The sequence below is a fragment of the Pseudomonadota bacterium genome (genome assembly GCA_022572885.1).
Classification (GTDB): Bacteria; Pseudomonadota; Gammaproteobacteria; order Steroidobacterales; family MnTg04; genus MnTg04.
This window is the reverse complement of record JACZVC010000021.1, coordinates 42,046-58,249: the sequence shown is the minus strand read 5'-3', so window position 1 is coordinate 58,249 and position 16,204 is coordinate 42,046. Positions and strand designations below refer to the sequence as shown.

Annotated in this window: 18 protein-coding genes; 13 read left to right on the top strand and 5 right to left on the bottom strand. The window is 54.9% G+C overall.

Features of this window, described 5'->3' with window-relative positions; genetic code table 11:
* The first annotated feature begins 35 nt into the window (after positions 1-35).
* From IIA05_09165 to mtgA, 11 genes are all read left to right on the top strand, one after another.
* Positions 36-179: a hypothetical protein gene (locus IIA05_09165; GenBank protein ID MCH9027270.1), complete on the top strand. Its 144-nt coding sequence runs from the start codon at positions 36-38 to the stop codon at positions 177-179.
* Between the two features lie 236 nt (positions 180-415).
* Positions 416-628 carry a hypothetical protein gene (locus tag IIA05_09160; GenBank protein MCH9027269.1) on the top strand — a complete coding sequence of 71 codons (213 nt, stop codon included), beginning with the start codon at positions 416-418 and terminating at the stop codon, positions 626-628.
* 138 nt (positions 629-766) lie between these two features.
* A complete protein-coding gene (locus tag IIA05_09155; protein ID MCH9027268.1) occupies positions 767-1,135 on the top strand; it encodes a hypothetical protein in 369 nt (122 codons plus the stop codon).
* Between the two features lie 126 nt (positions 1,136-1,261).
* The gene (gene speB / locus IIA05_09150; GenBank protein MCH9027267.1) at positions 1,262-2,101 is read left to right on the top strand and encodes an agmatinase; all 840 of its coding nucleotides are present in this window, start codon (positions 1,262-1,264) and stop codon (positions 2,099-2,101) included.
* Positions 2,102-2,118: 17 nt separating this feature from the next.
* The gene (locus IIA05_09145; protein ID MCH9027266.1) at positions 2,119-2,502 is read left to right on the top strand and encodes a VOC family protein; all 384 of its coding nucleotides are present in this window, start codon (positions 2,119-2,121) and stop codon (positions 2,500-2,502) included.
* 104 nt (positions 2,503-2,606) lie between these two features.
* Complete coding sequence (gene glmU / locus IIA05_09140) at positions 2,607-3,971, top strand: bifunctional UDP-N-acetylglucosamine diphosphorylase/glucosamine-1-phosphate N-acetyltransferase GlmU (GenBank protein ID MCH9027265.1); 1,365 nt, start codon at positions 2,607-2,609, stop codon at positions 3,969-3,971.
* An 11-nt stretch (positions 3,972-3,982) separates the two neighbouring features.
* Positions 3,983-5,818 carry a glutamine--fructose-6-phosphate transaminase (isomerizing) gene (gene glmS / locus IIA05_09135; protein ID MCH9027264.1) on the top strand — a complete coding sequence of 612 codons (1,836 nt, stop codon included), beginning with the start codon at positions 3,983-3,985 and terminating at the stop codon, positions 5,816-5,818.
* A 620-nt stretch (positions 5,819-6,438) separates the two neighbouring features.
* Positions 6,439-6,717, top strand: a complete 279-nt coding sequence (locus IIA05_09130) for a type II toxin-antitoxin system RelE/ParE family toxin (GenBank protein ID MCH9027263.1) — start codon at positions 6,439-6,441, stop codon at positions 6,715-6,717.
* A 7-nt stretch (positions 6,718-6,724) separates the two neighbouring features.
* Positions 6,725-7,012, top strand: a complete 288-nt coding sequence (locus tag IIA05_09125) for a HigA family addiction module antidote protein (GenBank protein MCH9027262.1) — start codon at positions 6,725-6,727, stop codon at positions 7,010-7,012.
* Positions 7,013-7,224: 212 nt separating this feature from the next.
* On the top strand, positions 7,225-7,719 hold the full coding sequence (locus tag IIA05_09120; protein MCH9027261.1) for a hypothetical protein: 495 nt from the start codon (positions 7,225-7,227) through the stop codon (positions 7,717-7,719).
* Positions 7,720-8,144: 425 nt separating this feature from the next.
* Positions 8,145-8,867, top strand: a complete 723-nt coding sequence (gene mtgA, locus IIA05_09115; protein ID MCH9027260.1) for a monofunctional biosynthetic peptidoglycan transglycosylase — start codon at positions 8,145-8,147, stop codon at positions 8,865-8,867.
* Between the two features lie 25 nt (positions 8,868-8,892).
* On the opposite strand, the gene IIA05_09110 is transcribed toward mtgA, so the two are convergent.
* Positions 8,893-9,474: a hypothetical protein gene (locus tag IIA05_09110; GenBank protein MCH9027259.1), complete on the bottom strand. Its 582-nt coding sequence runs from the start codon at positions 9,472-9,474 to the stop codon at positions 8,893-8,895.
* Positions 9,475-9,652: 178 nt separating this feature from the next.
* On the opposite strand from IIA05_09110, the gene IIA05_09105 reads away from it, so the two are divergent.
* Both IIA05_09105 and IIA05_09100 read left to right on the top strand, forming a co-directional pair.
* Positions 9,653-10,522 (top strand): pirin family protein, encoded by an 870-nt coding sequence (locus IIA05_09105; protein ID MCH9027258.1) that lies wholly within the window; start codon positions 9,653-9,655, stop codon positions 10,520-10,522.
* A gap of 4 nt (positions 10,523-10,526) precedes the next feature.
* Entirely contained in the window at positions 10,527-11,207 is a 681-nt protein-coding gene (locus IIA05_09100) for a M15 family metallopeptidase (protein MCH9027257.1), read from the top strand.
* Between the two features lie 19 nt (positions 11,208-11,226).
* Here IIA05_09100 and IIA05_09095 read toward each other — a convergent pair whose 3' ends face one another.
* From IIA05_09095 to IIA05_09080, 4 genes are all read right to left on the bottom strand, one after another.
* The gene (locus tag IIA05_09095; protein MCH9027256.1) at positions 11,227-12,228 is read right to left on the bottom strand and encodes an HD domain-containing protein; all 1,002 of its coding nucleotides are present in this window, start codon (positions 12,226-12,228) and stop codon (positions 11,227-11,229) included.
* A gap of 141 nt (positions 12,229-12,369) precedes the next feature.
* A complete protein-coding gene (gene xth, locus IIA05_09090; GenBank protein ID MCH9027255.1) occupies positions 12,370-13,164 on the bottom strand; it encodes an exodeoxyribonuclease III in 795 nt (264 codons plus the stop codon).
* Between the two features lie 6 nt (positions 13,165-13,170).
* A complete protein-coding gene (locus IIA05_09085) occupies positions 13,171-15,219 on the bottom strand; it encodes a M3 family metallopeptidase (GenBank protein MCH9027254.1) in 2,049 nt (682 codons plus the stop codon).
* A gap of 52 nt (positions 15,220-15,271) precedes the next feature.
* A complete protein-coding gene (locus tag IIA05_09080; GenBank protein MCH9027253.1) occupies positions 15,272-16,201 on the bottom strand; it encodes a hypothetical protein in 930 nt (309 codons plus the stop codon).
* Positions 16,202-16,204: the final 3 nt, after the last annotated feature.

Here is a 16,204-nt window from a genome sequence, read left to right as displayed (position 1 = left end):
CGTTTATCACCCACAGCATGCAACGGTTTGCAAAATTGCCGGCGAAAGAGAAGTCAAAGATCCGTTTTATTCATTTGAATCATACGAATCCTGCGATCTGGCCCGACAGCGATGAACGGGCGCAGGTTTTGGCCAACGGATACGCGATTGCCGAAGAGGGTGAAATTTTTGAGCTTTGAAAACTCTGTCCCGCGTGCGCGTCAGCAAACCAGGAAAATCAATGGCCGGTTAGGAAAACCGGCATTGAAAGAGAGGCCGGCATGACGGAATCACCTCTCAATATCGCTTACCGAATCGAGACCGATCGGCTGCTGATCCGTTGCTGGTCGCCGGCAGACGCGCCCGTATTGCGCGCGGCTATTGATTAATCAGACCAACATCTCAGGGGTTTGATTGCCTGGGCCGGCAACTGATTTTGCTTGGCGAGCAGAATAATGTTCGCGACAAACTGGAAAGCCAGGACCTGAAGCATTACCTGACTGATGAGGTTCTCAGGTCGACGGAAAAAATCGAGCAATTCATTGCGGCAATATGCAAGATGAACATGAAGCTCGATGAGAATATACTCAGCAAGGATGAATATCAAAAGGCGCTCGAGGGGAAGCGGCACTGGCGTGATTTCGGCTAGGGCAATAGACAATCGATTTGCCGTAATTTAAAAACTTCAGATTTAAAACGGCATGCGGGGTCCGATATTTGACTTAGCGCCGGCCGCTGATCACGGTATTAGGTGCCAGAGAAGACCAGAATGTAAGGTAGTTAAACGATGAGTGAAGGCACAAGATTTCAAGACGTGTTCGAAAATCTGAAAAACATAATGACGGAGTTTGCTGGTGAGTTGGTGTTGGTAAAAAACGAACCGGGTAACTTTCATCTCGATACCAAGTACATTATGAAAAATAAACAGCCTATGTTTTTCGGTGCGGTGCGGATCACAAAAAGTTATGTTAGTTATCATTTAATGCCCGTCTACGTTTTTTCAGAATTACTTTCGGGTATTTCGCCTGAGCTTAAGCGGAGGATGCAAGGAAAATCCTGTTTCAATTTCAAGTCACCAGATCAAGAGTTGTTTAGGGAGCTTGCAGAACTAACGACGGCAGGCTATCGAAGATACAAGGAGGCTGGTTATGTTTGACTGTTCAATACCGCCTGAGATGGCAAGTGCACTCGAATGACGAAAGCCCGGCTCGTTCCTCACTCTGTTTCTTTGCCGTTGAACTCGATTTATCACTCGCGGTCGGGATGACCGGCCTGTTTTCGATTGGAGGGCCCATTGAAAAAAAATGATGTTGCGCTAATTGGACTCTGTTCGGACTCAAATTCGTCTTTCATGAAAGGGCCTGCTGAGGCGCCGGCGAAGATTCGTGAGGTAATGCATAACGGATCGGCGAACCTGGCATCGGAATTGGGGGTTGATCTGAATGAGAATTCCCGTTTCGTTGACTTGGGTGATCGCGAAATCGGGTCCGGCCCAGACGCTTTGATGGAAATCGAGAAACATATTGCCGAAATTCTCGACAACGGTGCGCTGCCGCTGAGCCTGGGTGGTGACCATGCCATCACTTATCCAATCATGCGGGCGATTCATGCCAGGCACGGACCGGTCGGTATTTTGCACTTCGACGCGCATCCGGATCTGTATGACGAATATGACGGTAATCCTCTGTCTAATGCCTGTCCGTTCGCCCGGATCATGGAGAATCGTTTGGCCTCCCGCCTGGTGCAGGTCGGGATCAGAGCCCAGAACGCACATCAGAAAGAGCAGGCGAAACGATTCGGCGTAGAAACCTGGGAAATGAGGAATTTTGATCCATCGTCTTTTGCACCCGATTTCTCAGGCCCGTTTTACCTGACGATAGACATGGATGTCCTTGACCCGGCTTATGCTCCCGGCGTCTCACATCATGAGCCGGGGGGTATGTCGGTCAGGATGCTGATCGACATTATTCATCGCATGGCGGGGACGGTCATCGGGGCGGATATCGTCTGTTACAACCCGAGGCGCGATATCAACGACATGACGGCGATGGTAGCCGTTAAACTCCTGAAGGAAGTCGCCGGCAGGATGCTAGCGGACAATACACCGGCAAACACACGCTGAACTGAGAGGACAAAACCATGCACCACAGCCGTCTGGCCGGATTTATCATCGATTGCGATACCGACGACCTGGACGCCGCTGCCGAGTTCTGGAGCAAAGCGCTTGGTTACGCCAGGTCATGCAGTGACGATCCGGCTGAAAAAGACTATGCCATGCTGGAAACGCCGGACGACGAGGTGCACATCGAAGTTCAAAAAGTCAGTCACTCCAGTCGTTTGCACCTGGACATCGAGACCGATGATATCGAGGCCGAAGTCGACCGCCTGGAAAAACTCGGTGCGAAGCGAATTGCCAAAGTAAGGCGCTGGTGGGTAATGGAGGCGCCGACCGGTCAGCGGTTTTGCGTGGTCAACCCAACTCGTCGCGATTTCGAGTTCAAAGCCATCGCCTGGGAAAAGTGACCGCCAGAAATCCTCCATAAGCCCATGACTTATGACCAATTTTCTGCGATCCAGCAGTTGGCAGGGTATGATTACAGTTTCTCATTGAATGGAAGCTGATGCCGGTGGATATCGTCATCCTGGCCGCTGGACAAGGCACCCGCATGACATCTGAACTGCCGAAGGTTCTCCAGCCTTTGGCGGGCCGGCCGTTGCTGGAGCATGTGTTGGAGCGCAGTGGCGGTCTGGATGCCGAGGCGGTGTACGTTGTTTACGGGTATGGCGGCCACCAAGTCCCGCAGGCCCTGGCAGACTGGCCGGTCGAATGGATTTTGCAGGCGCAGCAACTGGGCACCGGCCATGCGGTCACCCAGGCAATGTCGGGAATCGCAGATGACAGTGTAGTCCTGGTCCTGTACGGAGACGTTCCGCTGATCAGAGAAGCTACCCTGACGGAATTGCTGGAAAAAGCCGGTTCGGGAGCGCTGGCCTTGCTCAGCGTGATGCTGACCGACCCGACCGGGTATGGCCGGATAATCAGGAACGGCCAAGGCCAGGCACAAAAAATCGTCGAACAAAAAGAAGCCAATGAGACCGAATTAACGGTATGCGAGGTCAATACTGGCATACTGGCTTGTCCGGCCAGGCATCTGAGGAACTGGCTGGAAAAACTGGGGAACGACAACTCGCAAGGCGAATATTATCTGACCGATGTCATCGCGATGGCGGTGGCGGATCGATACCCGGTAGACATACTGATCGCTAAGCGTGAAATCGAGGTAATGGGCGTGAACGACAAACAACAACTGGCTGAGCTCGAGTCGGCGAATCGTGCTGAAAAGGCTGCCGGCCTGATGCGCAATGGTGTGACCCTGCTTGACCCGGCGCGTGTGGATGTGCGCGGCAAGCTCAGTTGCGGCCGTGATGTGGTCATCGATATCAATGCGATTTTCGAAGGCGACGTTGAGTTGGGTAATGGCGTCAGCATCGGCCCGAACGTCATTATCCGAAATTCAAAACTTGGTACTGGCTGCAAAGTGCATGCGAATACGGTTATCGAAGATGCAGAGATTGGCGAGTCCTGCGAACTGGGCCCGTTTGCCAGGGTCCGGCCCGGGACAGTGCTGGAAGCATCGGCAAAGCTGGGCAACTTCGTCGAAGTCAAAAGAAGCCATATCGGCAAAGGCAGCAAGGTCAATCACCTTAGCTATATCGGCGACACCGAGATCGGCGAGCGCGTAAACGTCGGTGCAGGAACGATTACCTGCAATTACGATGGCGCGAATAAATTCAAGACGATCATAGAGGACGATGTGTTTATCGGTTCCGGTGTCGAACTGGTTGCACCGCTAACCCTGGAGAAAGGCGCAACCATCGGTGCTGGCTCCACGATCTGCAAGAGCGCCCCAGCGAATGAACTGACGGTGGCGCGCAGCAGGCAGACGATAGTCAAGGGCTGGAAGAGCCCACGGAAGAAAGCCAGGGAATAGCGAAGAATCGTATGTGCGGCATCGTTGGAGCAATCGCCGAAAGAGACGTCGTTCCCATCCTAATGGAGGGGCTGCGCCGATTGGAGTACCGTGGCTACGATTCGGCCGGGATAGCGGTGGTCGATGAAAAAAAGAAAATGCATCGTCTGCGTCGAGTAGGCAAGGTGCAGGCCTTGCAGAACGGGCTCGATGAAAACCCGATGCTAGGTACTATCGGGATTTCACATACACGTTGGGCAACCCATGGCGAACCGAACGAGGTCAACGCGCACCCACAGAGTTCGGGCGATCATTTATCGATCGTTCACAATGGCATAATCGAAAACTACCTGTCCCTGAAGCAGGAGTTGCTCGCTGCTGGCTATGAATTCGAATCGGAGACGGATACCGAGGTTGTCGCCCATCGCATCGATTTTCATCTCCGGAAAAATAACGATCTGCTTTCCGCGGTTCGTGCGACGGTAGCCGAACTGGTTGGCGCTTATGCCCTGGTAATTATCAGCAGCAAGTTTCCCGACCGCTTGATTGCCGCCCGTTGCGGCACGCCGGTCGTGCTCGGCTTGGGGAACGGTGAAAACTATGTGGCTTCTGATGTGGCCGCACTGTTGCCGGAAACGCGCCGCTTTATATTTCTCGAGGATGGCGATGTCGCCGAAATCACCCGCGCGTCGGTGAAGGTTCTCGACAATGAAGGAAATGGTCCTGACCGGCCGGTACGGGAAAGCCAACTCAGCGCAGACGCCATGGACAAAGGACAGTATCGCCACTTCATGCTCAAGGAGATTTTCGAGCAGCCAGAGGCGGTGGCCAATACACTGGCTGAACGGGTCGCCGGCGGCCATTTGCTGGAACAGGCGTTCGGCCTAAAGGCGCATGAAGTATTCAGGAAGACCCGGGCCGTACACATCATTGCCTGTGGCACCAGTTATCATGCCGGCCTGGTGGCCCGCTACCAGATCGAGCAGATTTGCCGCTTGCCATGCAGCGTTGATATCGCCAGCGAATACCGCTATCGCGATGCGGTCGTTTCAGACAACACATTGTTCGTGACTATCTCACAATCCGGAGAAACGCTCGATACACTGGAAGCCCTGCGGGCGGCGAAGAAAAAAGGCTACCTTGCCCACCTCGCCATTTGTAACGTGGCCGAAAGTTCATTGATCCGCGAGTCCGACCTGGTGTTGATGACGCGGGCCGGGCCAGAAATCGGCGTTGCATCCACCAAGGCATTTACGACCCAACTGACGGCGCTCGCGCTACTGGCTATCGCGCTGGGCCGTGGTGGCGCGCTCGATGCGGACGCCGAGCAAAAACTGATCGGGCAACTGACACAACTCCCCGACCTGCTAAAACAGACGCTTGAACTCGACGGGGAAATCAAGCAACTGGCCAAGCGATTCGCCGACAAGCATCACGCACTTTTCCTTGGCCGCGGCATCCAACACCCGATCGCGATGGAAGGGGCGCTGAAGCTCAAGGAGATATCCTATATCCACGCCGAAGCCTATCCGGCCGGCGAGCTTAAACACGGACCGCTCGCGTTGGTGGATGACGACATGCCTGTTGTTACAGTCGCGCCAAACAACGAATTACTGGAAAAACTGAAATCGAACCTGCAGGAAGTTCGCGCACGCGGCGGTGAATTGTTTGTTTTCGCCGATCCAGATGCCGGTTTCAAATCAGAACCCGGCGTTACCGTGCTGACCATGCCCGCACATGTCGAGGAGATGCAGGCGCCCATTGTTTATACGCTACCGCTGCAACTGCTGTCCTATCACGCGGCCGTATTAAAGGGCACCGACATCGATCAGCCACGCAACCTGGCGAAATCAGTTACCGTCGAATAAGGCAACAGCACCGCATAAACATCGGTCTGAGGTAGATAAAGCGCAGACGCTTCTAATCCACGATTTAACGGTGTTATATTGCTCCGCCCATAGAATTAACAGTTAGGGAGTTCTTGTGGCCACGACTAACCGCCTAATCGTAAACTCAATCGCAGCCGCAACGATCGGATTCCTCGGCTCAATACTTATTTTTTATGCGGTGGGGATATTCGCTAGGGTCGCCGGCCTGGGTACGCTGCAGTGGGCGGTTGACGTGGTCGGTGACGGCTTCTGGCTGGATGTCTTTATGTGGGTTCAAGACTTGCTGATTACTGTTGTTTTGTCCTTGCCAGTAGCCCTTTTACTCTGTTTGCTACGTCCGCGGCGATTGCTAATTTACACGCTCTTCGCGGTCGTACCAACCTTCTTGTTCTGGAATTGGAGTTGGGTAGGAAACCCACACTTTGCCTCTCTCTGGAGGTCCATTCTTGCCGCTTGGTCCGGTCAGCTACTAATGGTGCCATTAGCTGTGCTTTTGGTCCGTAGCAGGCTTGATGGCGAGCCCCCTAACCAGCGCATGCAGGTCGTTATGCGGTCTCCATGGGTTGTAACGCGTAACGTAATAGGTTACGCTACGCCCCGTGATCCAAAGCTTTAGACACAAAGGCCTGGAGCGATTCTTTTTGAAAGGAATAAAATCTGGGATCCAGGCGGCCCATGCCCCGCGTCTGAGGCTAATTCTAGGTCGGCTCGGTGCAGCGACAACGCCACGGGATATGGATTTGCCCGGCCTGCATTTGCATCGATTGACGGGAAAGTATCGCGGTCGCTGGTCCGTCCGAGTGAGTGGAAACTGGAGAGTCACTTTCAAGTTTGACGGAACAGAAGTGACCGACATTGGTTACGAGGACTACCATTGATATGTCTATGCAAATGTACAACCCACCTCACCCCGGTGAGGTAATTCGCAAACTATGTATCGAGCCATTGGGCCTGAGTGTCACGGAAGCGGCGGCAGGTCTGGGTGTCAGTAGAAAGACTCTGTCATCGATCCTTAATGGTCGAGCCGGTATTAGCGCAGAAATGGCGCTGAGGCTATCTATGGCGTTCGATACATCTCCGGAAAGTTGGCTAGCTCAGCAATCGCAGTACGATCTTTGGGTTACCAAGAAAGACAAGAAGGGTATAAAGGTCAAGAAGCTAAATGCAGCATAGCCAGTCAATGAAGCGAGCAAACCTACCCGTCATTTTTCTTGCTTGCACAAGAAAATCGCCAAACAGACATCTTCCGGGCGCAGCAGCACTATCTTCGGAAAATGGGCTATGCTCACGAACGTCTTGTCTCTGTTCGGCTTTATAGGCGCACCTTGATATTTTGCGACCCCGACCACAAGGTTAGCCGACGATCCATGCATTGGAGGCAGCAAATGAAAGTCTGCATCGCTTTAGTGGTCTCTTTGATTGTGGGCCTTCCCTCGGTAACGTCAGCACAGGAGCCGGTTTCTGTCGAGGATCTAGCTTGGTTGGCCGGGTGTTGGGCGAGTGTTCGGGGGGAGGCCGGCTCGGGCGAGCAATGGACCGTTCCCGCTGGCAAAACTTTGCTCGGTGTTAGCCGAACGGTCAAAAACTCCAGGACAGTGGCGTACGAGTTCTTGCGGATTCGCGAAACCGCGGCTGGCGGGATCGAGTACATTGCCAATCCTTCGGGACAGGCCGAGGCAACCTTCCTCATGGTGCGGCTGTCTGATGGTGAAGTCATCTTTGAAAATCTTGCTCACGACTTTCCTCAGCGAATCATTTATAGCCTGAAAGCCGAGGGAAATCTCGTGGCGAGGATTGAGGGTGAGGTCGAAGGTGGAATCAGAACAGTCGATTTTCCCATGAAGCGGGTCGACTGCGAGTCACAGAGCGTCAAGCCGTAGTGTCGTGTCGCTACTTCGACGCTACAACGCACGTCACTTGCGCCGAGCTAGCGCGGGGGCGGGTTCTTGGCGATGGCTCCGCCGCGGTCAAATACGACCTATTTTCCATCGTGGATGCCGCGTATTTACCGAGGAGACGCAACACGGTTGGCTGGCAAGGCTCGGAAATATATTCATGCCGAACATAATGCAGAAGTACCACCAGCTGTGGCTTGAAGCGCTTGAAAGCAAGGCCCGCGCTGGGTTTCCGCCAGTAGATTAACCATGGTGCCAGCGTTTAGCGGGTAAGCCTTCGTGCGCAATTCTGATCGTATCGGCGTTTTGCCAGGCGATCCGCAGGACCTTGCGACGGGACACAGGTCGTTGAAGTGGTTTTCGGCCAATGCAAGTGTGTCTCAGACCCGATCCGGCTTGCGGAGAATGTTTTGAGAAGATCGAAAAAGTTTCCTGCGTTTTTTCGCATTCCATTCGTCATCCGCATGCTGCGCATCGGCATCCGGGTAGTGCCTATACTGATCATCATGGACCTGGGTTACCTGATCGGCATTTGGCCGGATTGGGATTTATATGCGGAAGGCCCGATTCAAAGATCCAGTTTCATCAGCAGTTATGAATTCGAGCGACACCGCCATAAAGACTGGCCCAGACTCCGCTGGAACCCGGTCCGCATCGAAATTGTGCCGCGCGCCATGATTCGTGCATTGATCGTTGCCGAGGATGCCAACTTTTACTCTCACCAGGGCGTGGATATCGATGCGCTCAAGGAAGCCATGGAATACAACCTTTCCGAGAAGCGTCTGGTATACGGTGCCAGCACGATTTCCCAGCAAACAGTAAAAAATGTTTTTTTTAGCCCCTCACGTAATCCCCTGCGCAAATGGCACGAGCTGGTTCTGACGATCGGCATGGAAAGAAGCCTGAGCAAGAAGCGCATACTCGAACACTACATCAATGTCGCCGAGTTTGGCCGCGGCATCTACGGCGTCGATGCGGCCGCTCGTTATTACTGGGGAATTCCCGCATCCAGACTTTCCAACTGGCAGGCCATCGAGCTGGCAGCCACACTGCCGTCGCCGGTCGATAACAACCCGAAAACGCGTACCAAAGCTTTCAACCGGCGCGTCAAAAAAATTCAGCGGTATTTCTAGCGGTTCATTTTGCTCCGCCACCGGGCTATATCTGCTCTCCTTTTTCCATTATGTCGCCAAAGACATCCGTTTCATCCGGGTCTTCACCGTCGTCGTAATAATCGCCTCCGCTAAAGGTCAGTGCACCGGATGAAAAAGTCGTCCCATAGGTGACCACCAGCGACATCGTTTGCCCCATTCCCGAAAAAAACTCCCGTTCGTCGAGGATCGATAAGGGATGAATGAATGCGCCCCATAACGTGCCTTGTGCGATCGCGTAACGGGCGTCCAGTGCGGACTCGTAATTCGCCTGCATCAGGCGGAGCAGTTGCCCTTCGCTCAGGATCGCCGCATTAGTAACCGGCGCCACAATGCGAATCCGGTCGGCGTTATCGTCGGCGATCACATAAATGGGCATATCCCGGTAGTTGATTTGCCACGAATTGCCGTTGCGAATGGCATCCGCATCGATGCGCCTGACCAGTTCATCTATTCTGTCCAGTGTCATCGGTACACCGCCCGCGGCCGGCGGTTCGCCGGGTTGGCCGAGGTCTTGTGCGGCAGTAACGGGCAGCAGAACAATTAGAGAAATCGAAACCAGCGTTAAAAACCGAGCGATATTGACCATGAAGGGCCTCCTGTCTATTTGTGACCCGTGGCGCCGCCGAGGATTTCGGCTTTGCGGTACAAAACCCCTGCCGAAAGGGACCGTTGAATTGGCCAATATATGACGACATTCGACTCCCTATCAACTATCCTCGCAGGAAGTGGCAAGCCATGTTTGCGCTGGCGAACCACGATCATTTATGAGCATCAAACCGGTAAAAAGAGTCATAACCGCGCTGGAGACCAGTGACGGCGCCGGTGTCAGATTGCGGCGCAGCCTGGGCCAGTCCCAGTGGGCGCGCCTGGATCCCTTTCTCCTGCTCGACGAATTCAACTCCGACGATCCGGATGACTACATTGGAGGTTTCCCGTCGCACCCGCACCGGGGTTTTGAAACGGTTACCTATATGCTGGCTGGTCGCATGCTGCATGAGGATCACATGGGAAACCGGGGTGAGCTGGGACCGGGGGCGGTGCAATGGATGAATGCGGCCGGTGGTATTATTCATTCCGAGATGCCGCAGCAACAGGATGGTTTGCTACGCGGATTCCAGTTATGGATCAACCTGCCCGGTTCGTTGAAAATGGCGCCGGCCAGCTATCGCGATATCAAGCCGGAAGACATACCGCAAGTCCGTTTGCCAGGTGGGGGTATGGCGAAAATTATCGCCGGCCATTTCGGATCTGAGGACAAACGGACGGTTGGCGCGGTAGCCGGCAATGCGACCGCTGTCGATTTTTTCGATATGCAACTGGTGCCCGGTGAGGTATTCGAATGTGAGGTGGCGCCCGATCGCAACGCTTTTTTCTATGTTTATGACGGGCAGGTACACTCGGGAGAGCCTGGCCAGGCCAGCAGCGTGGCTCGGTGGCGGGCAGCATTGCTTGGCGATGGCGATCACTGGCGGGTCGAAGCCGGTGATCAGGGGGCGGGTATTTTGTTCCTCTCGGCAATACCAACGGGAGAGCCTGTTGTACAGCAAGGACCTTTCGTGATGAACACGCGCGAGGAGGTCGAGCAGGCCATGCGCGATTACCGCGATGGAACCTTGACTGCGCACGCGGGCTGACCGGATGCTAACTGCCGCACAATTGACGGGCCAAAAGGACAGCCACGTGCTGCCGGTTGAGGAACTGGGCATGCAGCTTCACCCGCTGGCGGCACAGGCATTTCTGGCGTTGACAGCGATGGCGGCCGATGACGGCATAGAACTGGAAGCGGTCAGCGCTTTTCGAACCTTCAAAACACAACTTGAAATCTGGAATGCGAAATACAGGGGCGAGCGACCGCTGTTCGATGCAGACGGCATCGAGCTGGAACACTCAGTGCTGAACAAGGGTGAACTGGTGACAGCCATTCTTCGTTGGTCGGCTTTGCCTGGCGCGAGCAGGCATCACTGGGGTAGCGAGCTGGATATTATCGACCGGGCCGCGGTTCCCGAAGGCTACCGGGTTCGGTTGGTAAAAGAGGAGTTCGCAAGCGACGGCGTGTTCTGGAAGCTAGGCGAGTGGCTCGAAAGGCGCCTGCCGGAGACCGATTTCTATCGGCCCTACACGGGGTCCAATGATGGTGTTCAACGCGAACCGTGGCATCTGAGTTTTGCGCCGGTGTCGGTGCAGGCGTTGCAATCCATGACTGTAGAGATCCTGAAAGAGGCGTTGGCCGGCAGCGATGTGCTGGGTCTGGATATTATTTCGGGGCAGCTGGCGGAAATATTTTCACAATACGTACTGAATGTCAGTGACCCTCCCTGATGGCGAATATCACAGACTGCTAACGAGCGAGTTTCTTGAGATCTGCGGCCGCTAGTTTCTGGATGACGGTGATCGCGTCGTCCTCATCCGGTTGCCAGGAAAAAACCGGCGGCTCGCGTCTTAGCAGGTCCCATTTCCCGGTATCGATAATGTGCTGGAGATAATCGATGCTCTGCTTGATCGACTCCAGGTATGGATTTTTTCCCTCAAAAAGCACTTCCAGGTATTTGTAGCCACTGTTAAATGTGCCGTCCAGGCGCTCCTTCATTACCTGGTCGAAGAACATCGGGGTTCGGCGCAGCAACTCCTCGGGTGTCCAGTCAGGCTCGTCAGGCCCGTCGCTGTCCAGCAAATTGACGCCACCCAGCACAAATTCCGGGAACAGGCGATCCCGGCATTTTTCCAGGTAACAACGATCTGCCATTTGCGCAATCATGTCCCCGGTCGCGACCAGATGACCCAGTCTCATGTCCAGAGGATCGTCGACCTGGATTTCATCAAGTGGAATTTCATAACCGGTGAAATGGACAATAACGCTGGCCAATTCCGCCTGGTTTGCCAGGCCGATGGTTGGCAGATATGATTTCAGAAGTTCAGCGCTGCGCCCAACATGCGACTGAGTCAGTTCGGCCCCATGACGATAAATCGTATTTTCTTTATCTTTCCGGATGAAGCCGGCATCGTGAAAAAGCGCGACGATAATGCCAAGCTCCACCCGCCTGGCGCCAAGGCGCTCATCTGACGGAACACTCAGATCATGGCCAGTGAGAATTCTCGCAACTGCCAGCGACATATCCAGCGTGTGTTGAATATCGTGATAAACCGTGTCGCAGCCAAGGAAGCCGGGCCACTTTCCGGTAAACAGCCTTTCGAAATCCACGTACGCCTGGCGTGCATGAATAAAATCCTCGTCGGGGAATGCCTTGGCGAGCGTCTCAAACACCGCCGTCGTTACGGCTGCCGGCGAACTGACCTGCACTGTGTTCGTTACATCGTAATCGCTTTGTCTGTATGGCTGCATATTGGTGACGCTCGCCTGCTTCAAAACCCGGTTTCGGGCCTAAAGACTATCTGAGTCTAATTAAAGGTGGTCGTATACATCAACCGATGAAGCGTAAATAGGGGAAAAGAGCAGCAGTAGGCGATTATTTTGTGACGCAGTTCACACTTTCCGGGGCCAGATTGAAGGTTTGGCGCTGAAAACGGCACTCACCGGCGCGTGGTCGGATGGGCGTTCCAGGGTCCGTGGCTCAATATCGACATCGCAGGAAAGGCATTTCCCGGCCAGGCTTTTACTGGCAAGCACCAGGTCGATTCGAAGACCCCGATTGCGCCTGAAAGCGCCGGCACGGTAATCCCACCAGCTGAAAATATTCTCCGCCTGCTCGAATTGACGGAAGGTATCCACCATTCCCAGGTCGAGAATCTTTTTCAGCGCATTGCGCTCCTTGTCGCTGACCAGGACATTTCCTTGCCAGCCTTCCGGATCGTGTACATCCCGGTCGTCGGGGGCAATATTGAAATCACCCAGAACCACAAGATTCGGGAACATGGAAATCTGCTCCTGCAAAAAGTCATGCAGCGCGTCAAGCCAGTTCAGTTTGTATTTGTATTTGTCCGAGTCTACGATCTGGCCATTGGGTACATACAAATTGATTACCCTGTAATCACCAATTGTAGCCGCCAGTACCCTGCGCTGTTGATCCTCGAAATCCGGTAACTCGTGGACCAGGTCAACCGGCTCTTCGCGGCTGAGGATCGCCACACCGTTGTAGGTCTTTTGGCCGTTGGCAACTGCCCGGTAACCACTTTCCGCAATCTGCTCGAAAGGGAACAGGTCGTTGGTGATTTTGAGTTCCTGCAAAGCAAGCACGTCAGGCTGATTTTCCTGCAACCAGTCGCAAACATGCTCTATCCGGACCCGCAGGGAATTGACATTCCAGGTACTGATCTTCATCCGAATTCAGCTCGGTGCTGCCGCATGATCTAAAATTCCTGCCTGCTCAAGCAGCGCGTCGGGGCGGGGTGGCCGGCCACGAAAGGCGACAAAATTTTCCATCGCTCCCCTGGCGCCACCCTGGGCAAGAATGCTTTGACGGTATCGGTCGGCAACCTCATGATTGAATAATCCTTCTTCGCCAAATGCTGCGTAAGCGTCTGCCGCCAGGACTTCGGCCCATTTATAACTGTAATAGCCAGCGGCGTAGCCGCCCGCGAAGACATGGGAAAAGCCGCTGGCAAAACGGTTCCAGTCCGGCACGGGGACGATGGAAATTTCGTCGCGTACATCGCGTAGTGTTTCCAGGATTCTCGCCCCCCTGGCCGGGTCATAGTCGGCATGAAGGCGCAAGTCGAAGATCGCGAACTCGAGCTGCCGCAGCATTTGCAAACCCGACTGGAATTGCCGGCTGCCGAGCAAGCGGTCAACGATATTCTGAGTCAGCGGTTCACCTGTCTCGCAATGACCGGAAATCATCGACAGCACCTCGGGTTCCCAGGCGAAGTTCTCCATCAGTTGGCTGGGGAGTTCGACAGCGTCCCACGGGACCCCATTGATACCGGCTACGCTTGGGTAACTCGCCTGTGTCAGCAGGTGATGCAAAGCATGGCCAAACTCGTGGAATAATGTGACTACATCGGAATGCGTGAGTAACGCCGGGCGCCCGTTCAGCGGCGGCATAAAGTTGCAGACCAGGTAGGCTACCGGCTGCTCGCAGACCTGGCGGATCCTGACTCGGCCGATGCACTCATCCATCCACGCGCCGCCGCGCTTGGCGGGCCGAGCGTACAGGTCAACGTAGAGGCCACCGATAAGCTCGCCATCCGCGGCGCGCAGCTCGTAAAAGACGGTGTCGTCGTGCCAGGTATCGATGTCGTTACGGGGCTCCAGGTGAATTCCAAACAAGCGGGTTGCGAGCGAGTACAAACCTGGCAGGACGCGATCGACCGGGAAATAAGGCCGCAGTTCTTCCTCAGAGATTCCGCAGCGTGATTGCTTCAGTTTCTCGCTGTAATAAGCGAGATCCCATGCCGCCAGTGGTTTTCCGGCAAAATCCACCAGCTCCGCTAATTCTTCCTTGCCTCGGCGGGCTGATTTCTGCGCGAGGTCGGTGAGGAAAGAAGAAACTTCCGCAACCGAATCCGCCATTTTTGGCGTCATCGAGTAAGCGGCGAAATTATCGAAATCGAGCAGGCGGGCGTTCGCATGTCGCAGGCCCATGATTTCTTCCATGATTTCGAAGTTGTCCCAGCGTCCCGCATGCGGTCCCTGGTCGGATGCCCTGGTAACCCAGGCCTCGTAAAATGCTTCCCGCAACTCACGGTTGTCCGCGTGGCTCATAACGGCATGGTAGGTCGGCTGGTCCAGCCGCAACAGCCAGCCATCGACATTATTATCGCGAGCGGTCGCTGCGGCCGATTCCAGCAGGCTGGCAGGCAGACCGGCAACAATAGCCGGATCGCTGATCTGCCTTTTCCAGGCATTACCGGCATCGAGCAGGTTTTCCTCGAATCTGGATTGCAGTGTCGCCAGCTTGCTGGTGTTCTCCGCAAACAACAGTTGCTTGTCGCGTTCCAGACCAACGCCGCCCAGGCGAAAGTCCTGAATCGCGAGTTTTAGTACCTGCCTTTGTTCCGCGCTCAGATCTTCGTCATCCCGCTCGGTCTTGCAATAGGCCTGGTAGAGGAGCTGGTCCTGACCGAGTTGAGTAAAAAAATCGCTTAGCAACGGCAGGCACTGGTTGTAGGCCTGGCGCAACTCGGGCGTATTGACTACGCTGTTCATGTGGCTGACCGGCGACCAGGCTCTTGAAATCTGATGATTGAGTAGCTCCAGCGGCAGCACCGTGGTTTCCCAGCCGGGTTCCGCCTGGCGAATCATCTCCAGTTTCTCGCGGGCGTCTGCGAGCATTTCACGGACCGCAGGCACTACTTTTTCGGCCTTTAGTGAAGAAAAAATGGGCAGACCCGAATAACTGCTCTGTTTCTGGGTGACGATGTCGATTGATCTCATGCGTGGCAACAGCCGCAAAATCGGTGAATCTTAGCAGGCTGGAGTCATGGATTCAGCCCAGCCGCATACTGATCAACGTGACGCCCACAGCCAGCAACAGGAAGAACAGGCTGAGCCCGAAAACCGCGCCCCGCCGATAGTGCTTGATGACTTGTGCCTGGTTCTTCGCCGCCATCAGGAAGCTGCGGTCATCGGGTGGTGCGCCAATCACCGCAATGCCCGGGTGGCGAAACTCCTCGGCGCTCTCCCTGCGAACCTGCGCCTCAGCTTCCCGGCGGGCTTCTTCCCATTCCCTGAGATCCAGGACACCATCGTTGTCCTTATCGTAAAGCCTGACCAGCATGCTCTGGCGGGACTTCCAGTCGGCCAGCAATACGCGCACTTCCTCGGCAAAATTGGTAGTTTCCGCTGCCCGGTGGGTGGTCAGGTAGCCGATGACGAGCAAGGGATCGCCGGTATGCATTCGTCTCTCGGTATAGCGATAACGACCGAAAACTCCGCGCCCGTGCTTTTCTGGCCATGCATTGCTCCCGCGCCAGCTCTGGGTAGCGCTGGGGAATACCTCGGCGCCTTCGGGGTCGACTATGCAGCGACCGGAGGTGTCTTCGAGTTCGAACAACGCATCGCTGCTGCCACTGTTGATGGTTTGCCAGTGTGTATGGCGGGTCTTGTTGACGCGGTAGGTCTTGCGCTCCTCAATCGTAAAGGACCACCAGGTGCAGGCGGTTCCGGTCAGCGGCGCGATAACCGGTTCGCCGTCAAGTCGCCTGCCGGTGCCTTCAAATTCAACGTAACCCTGGCTGGCGGAACGAATCAGTGACGTTGGCGTATCTTCCAGCAGCCTGGATTTGTGCAGGCCCTTGAAGGCCTTGATGAAACTCAGCGCCGAAAAACCCAGCGCGGCCAGAGACCAGAACCAAAACTCGGCCGCATCCCAGGCCTGGACCTGGGCTGTAATTTCAGTCAGGCCGGGCAGGTTCATGAA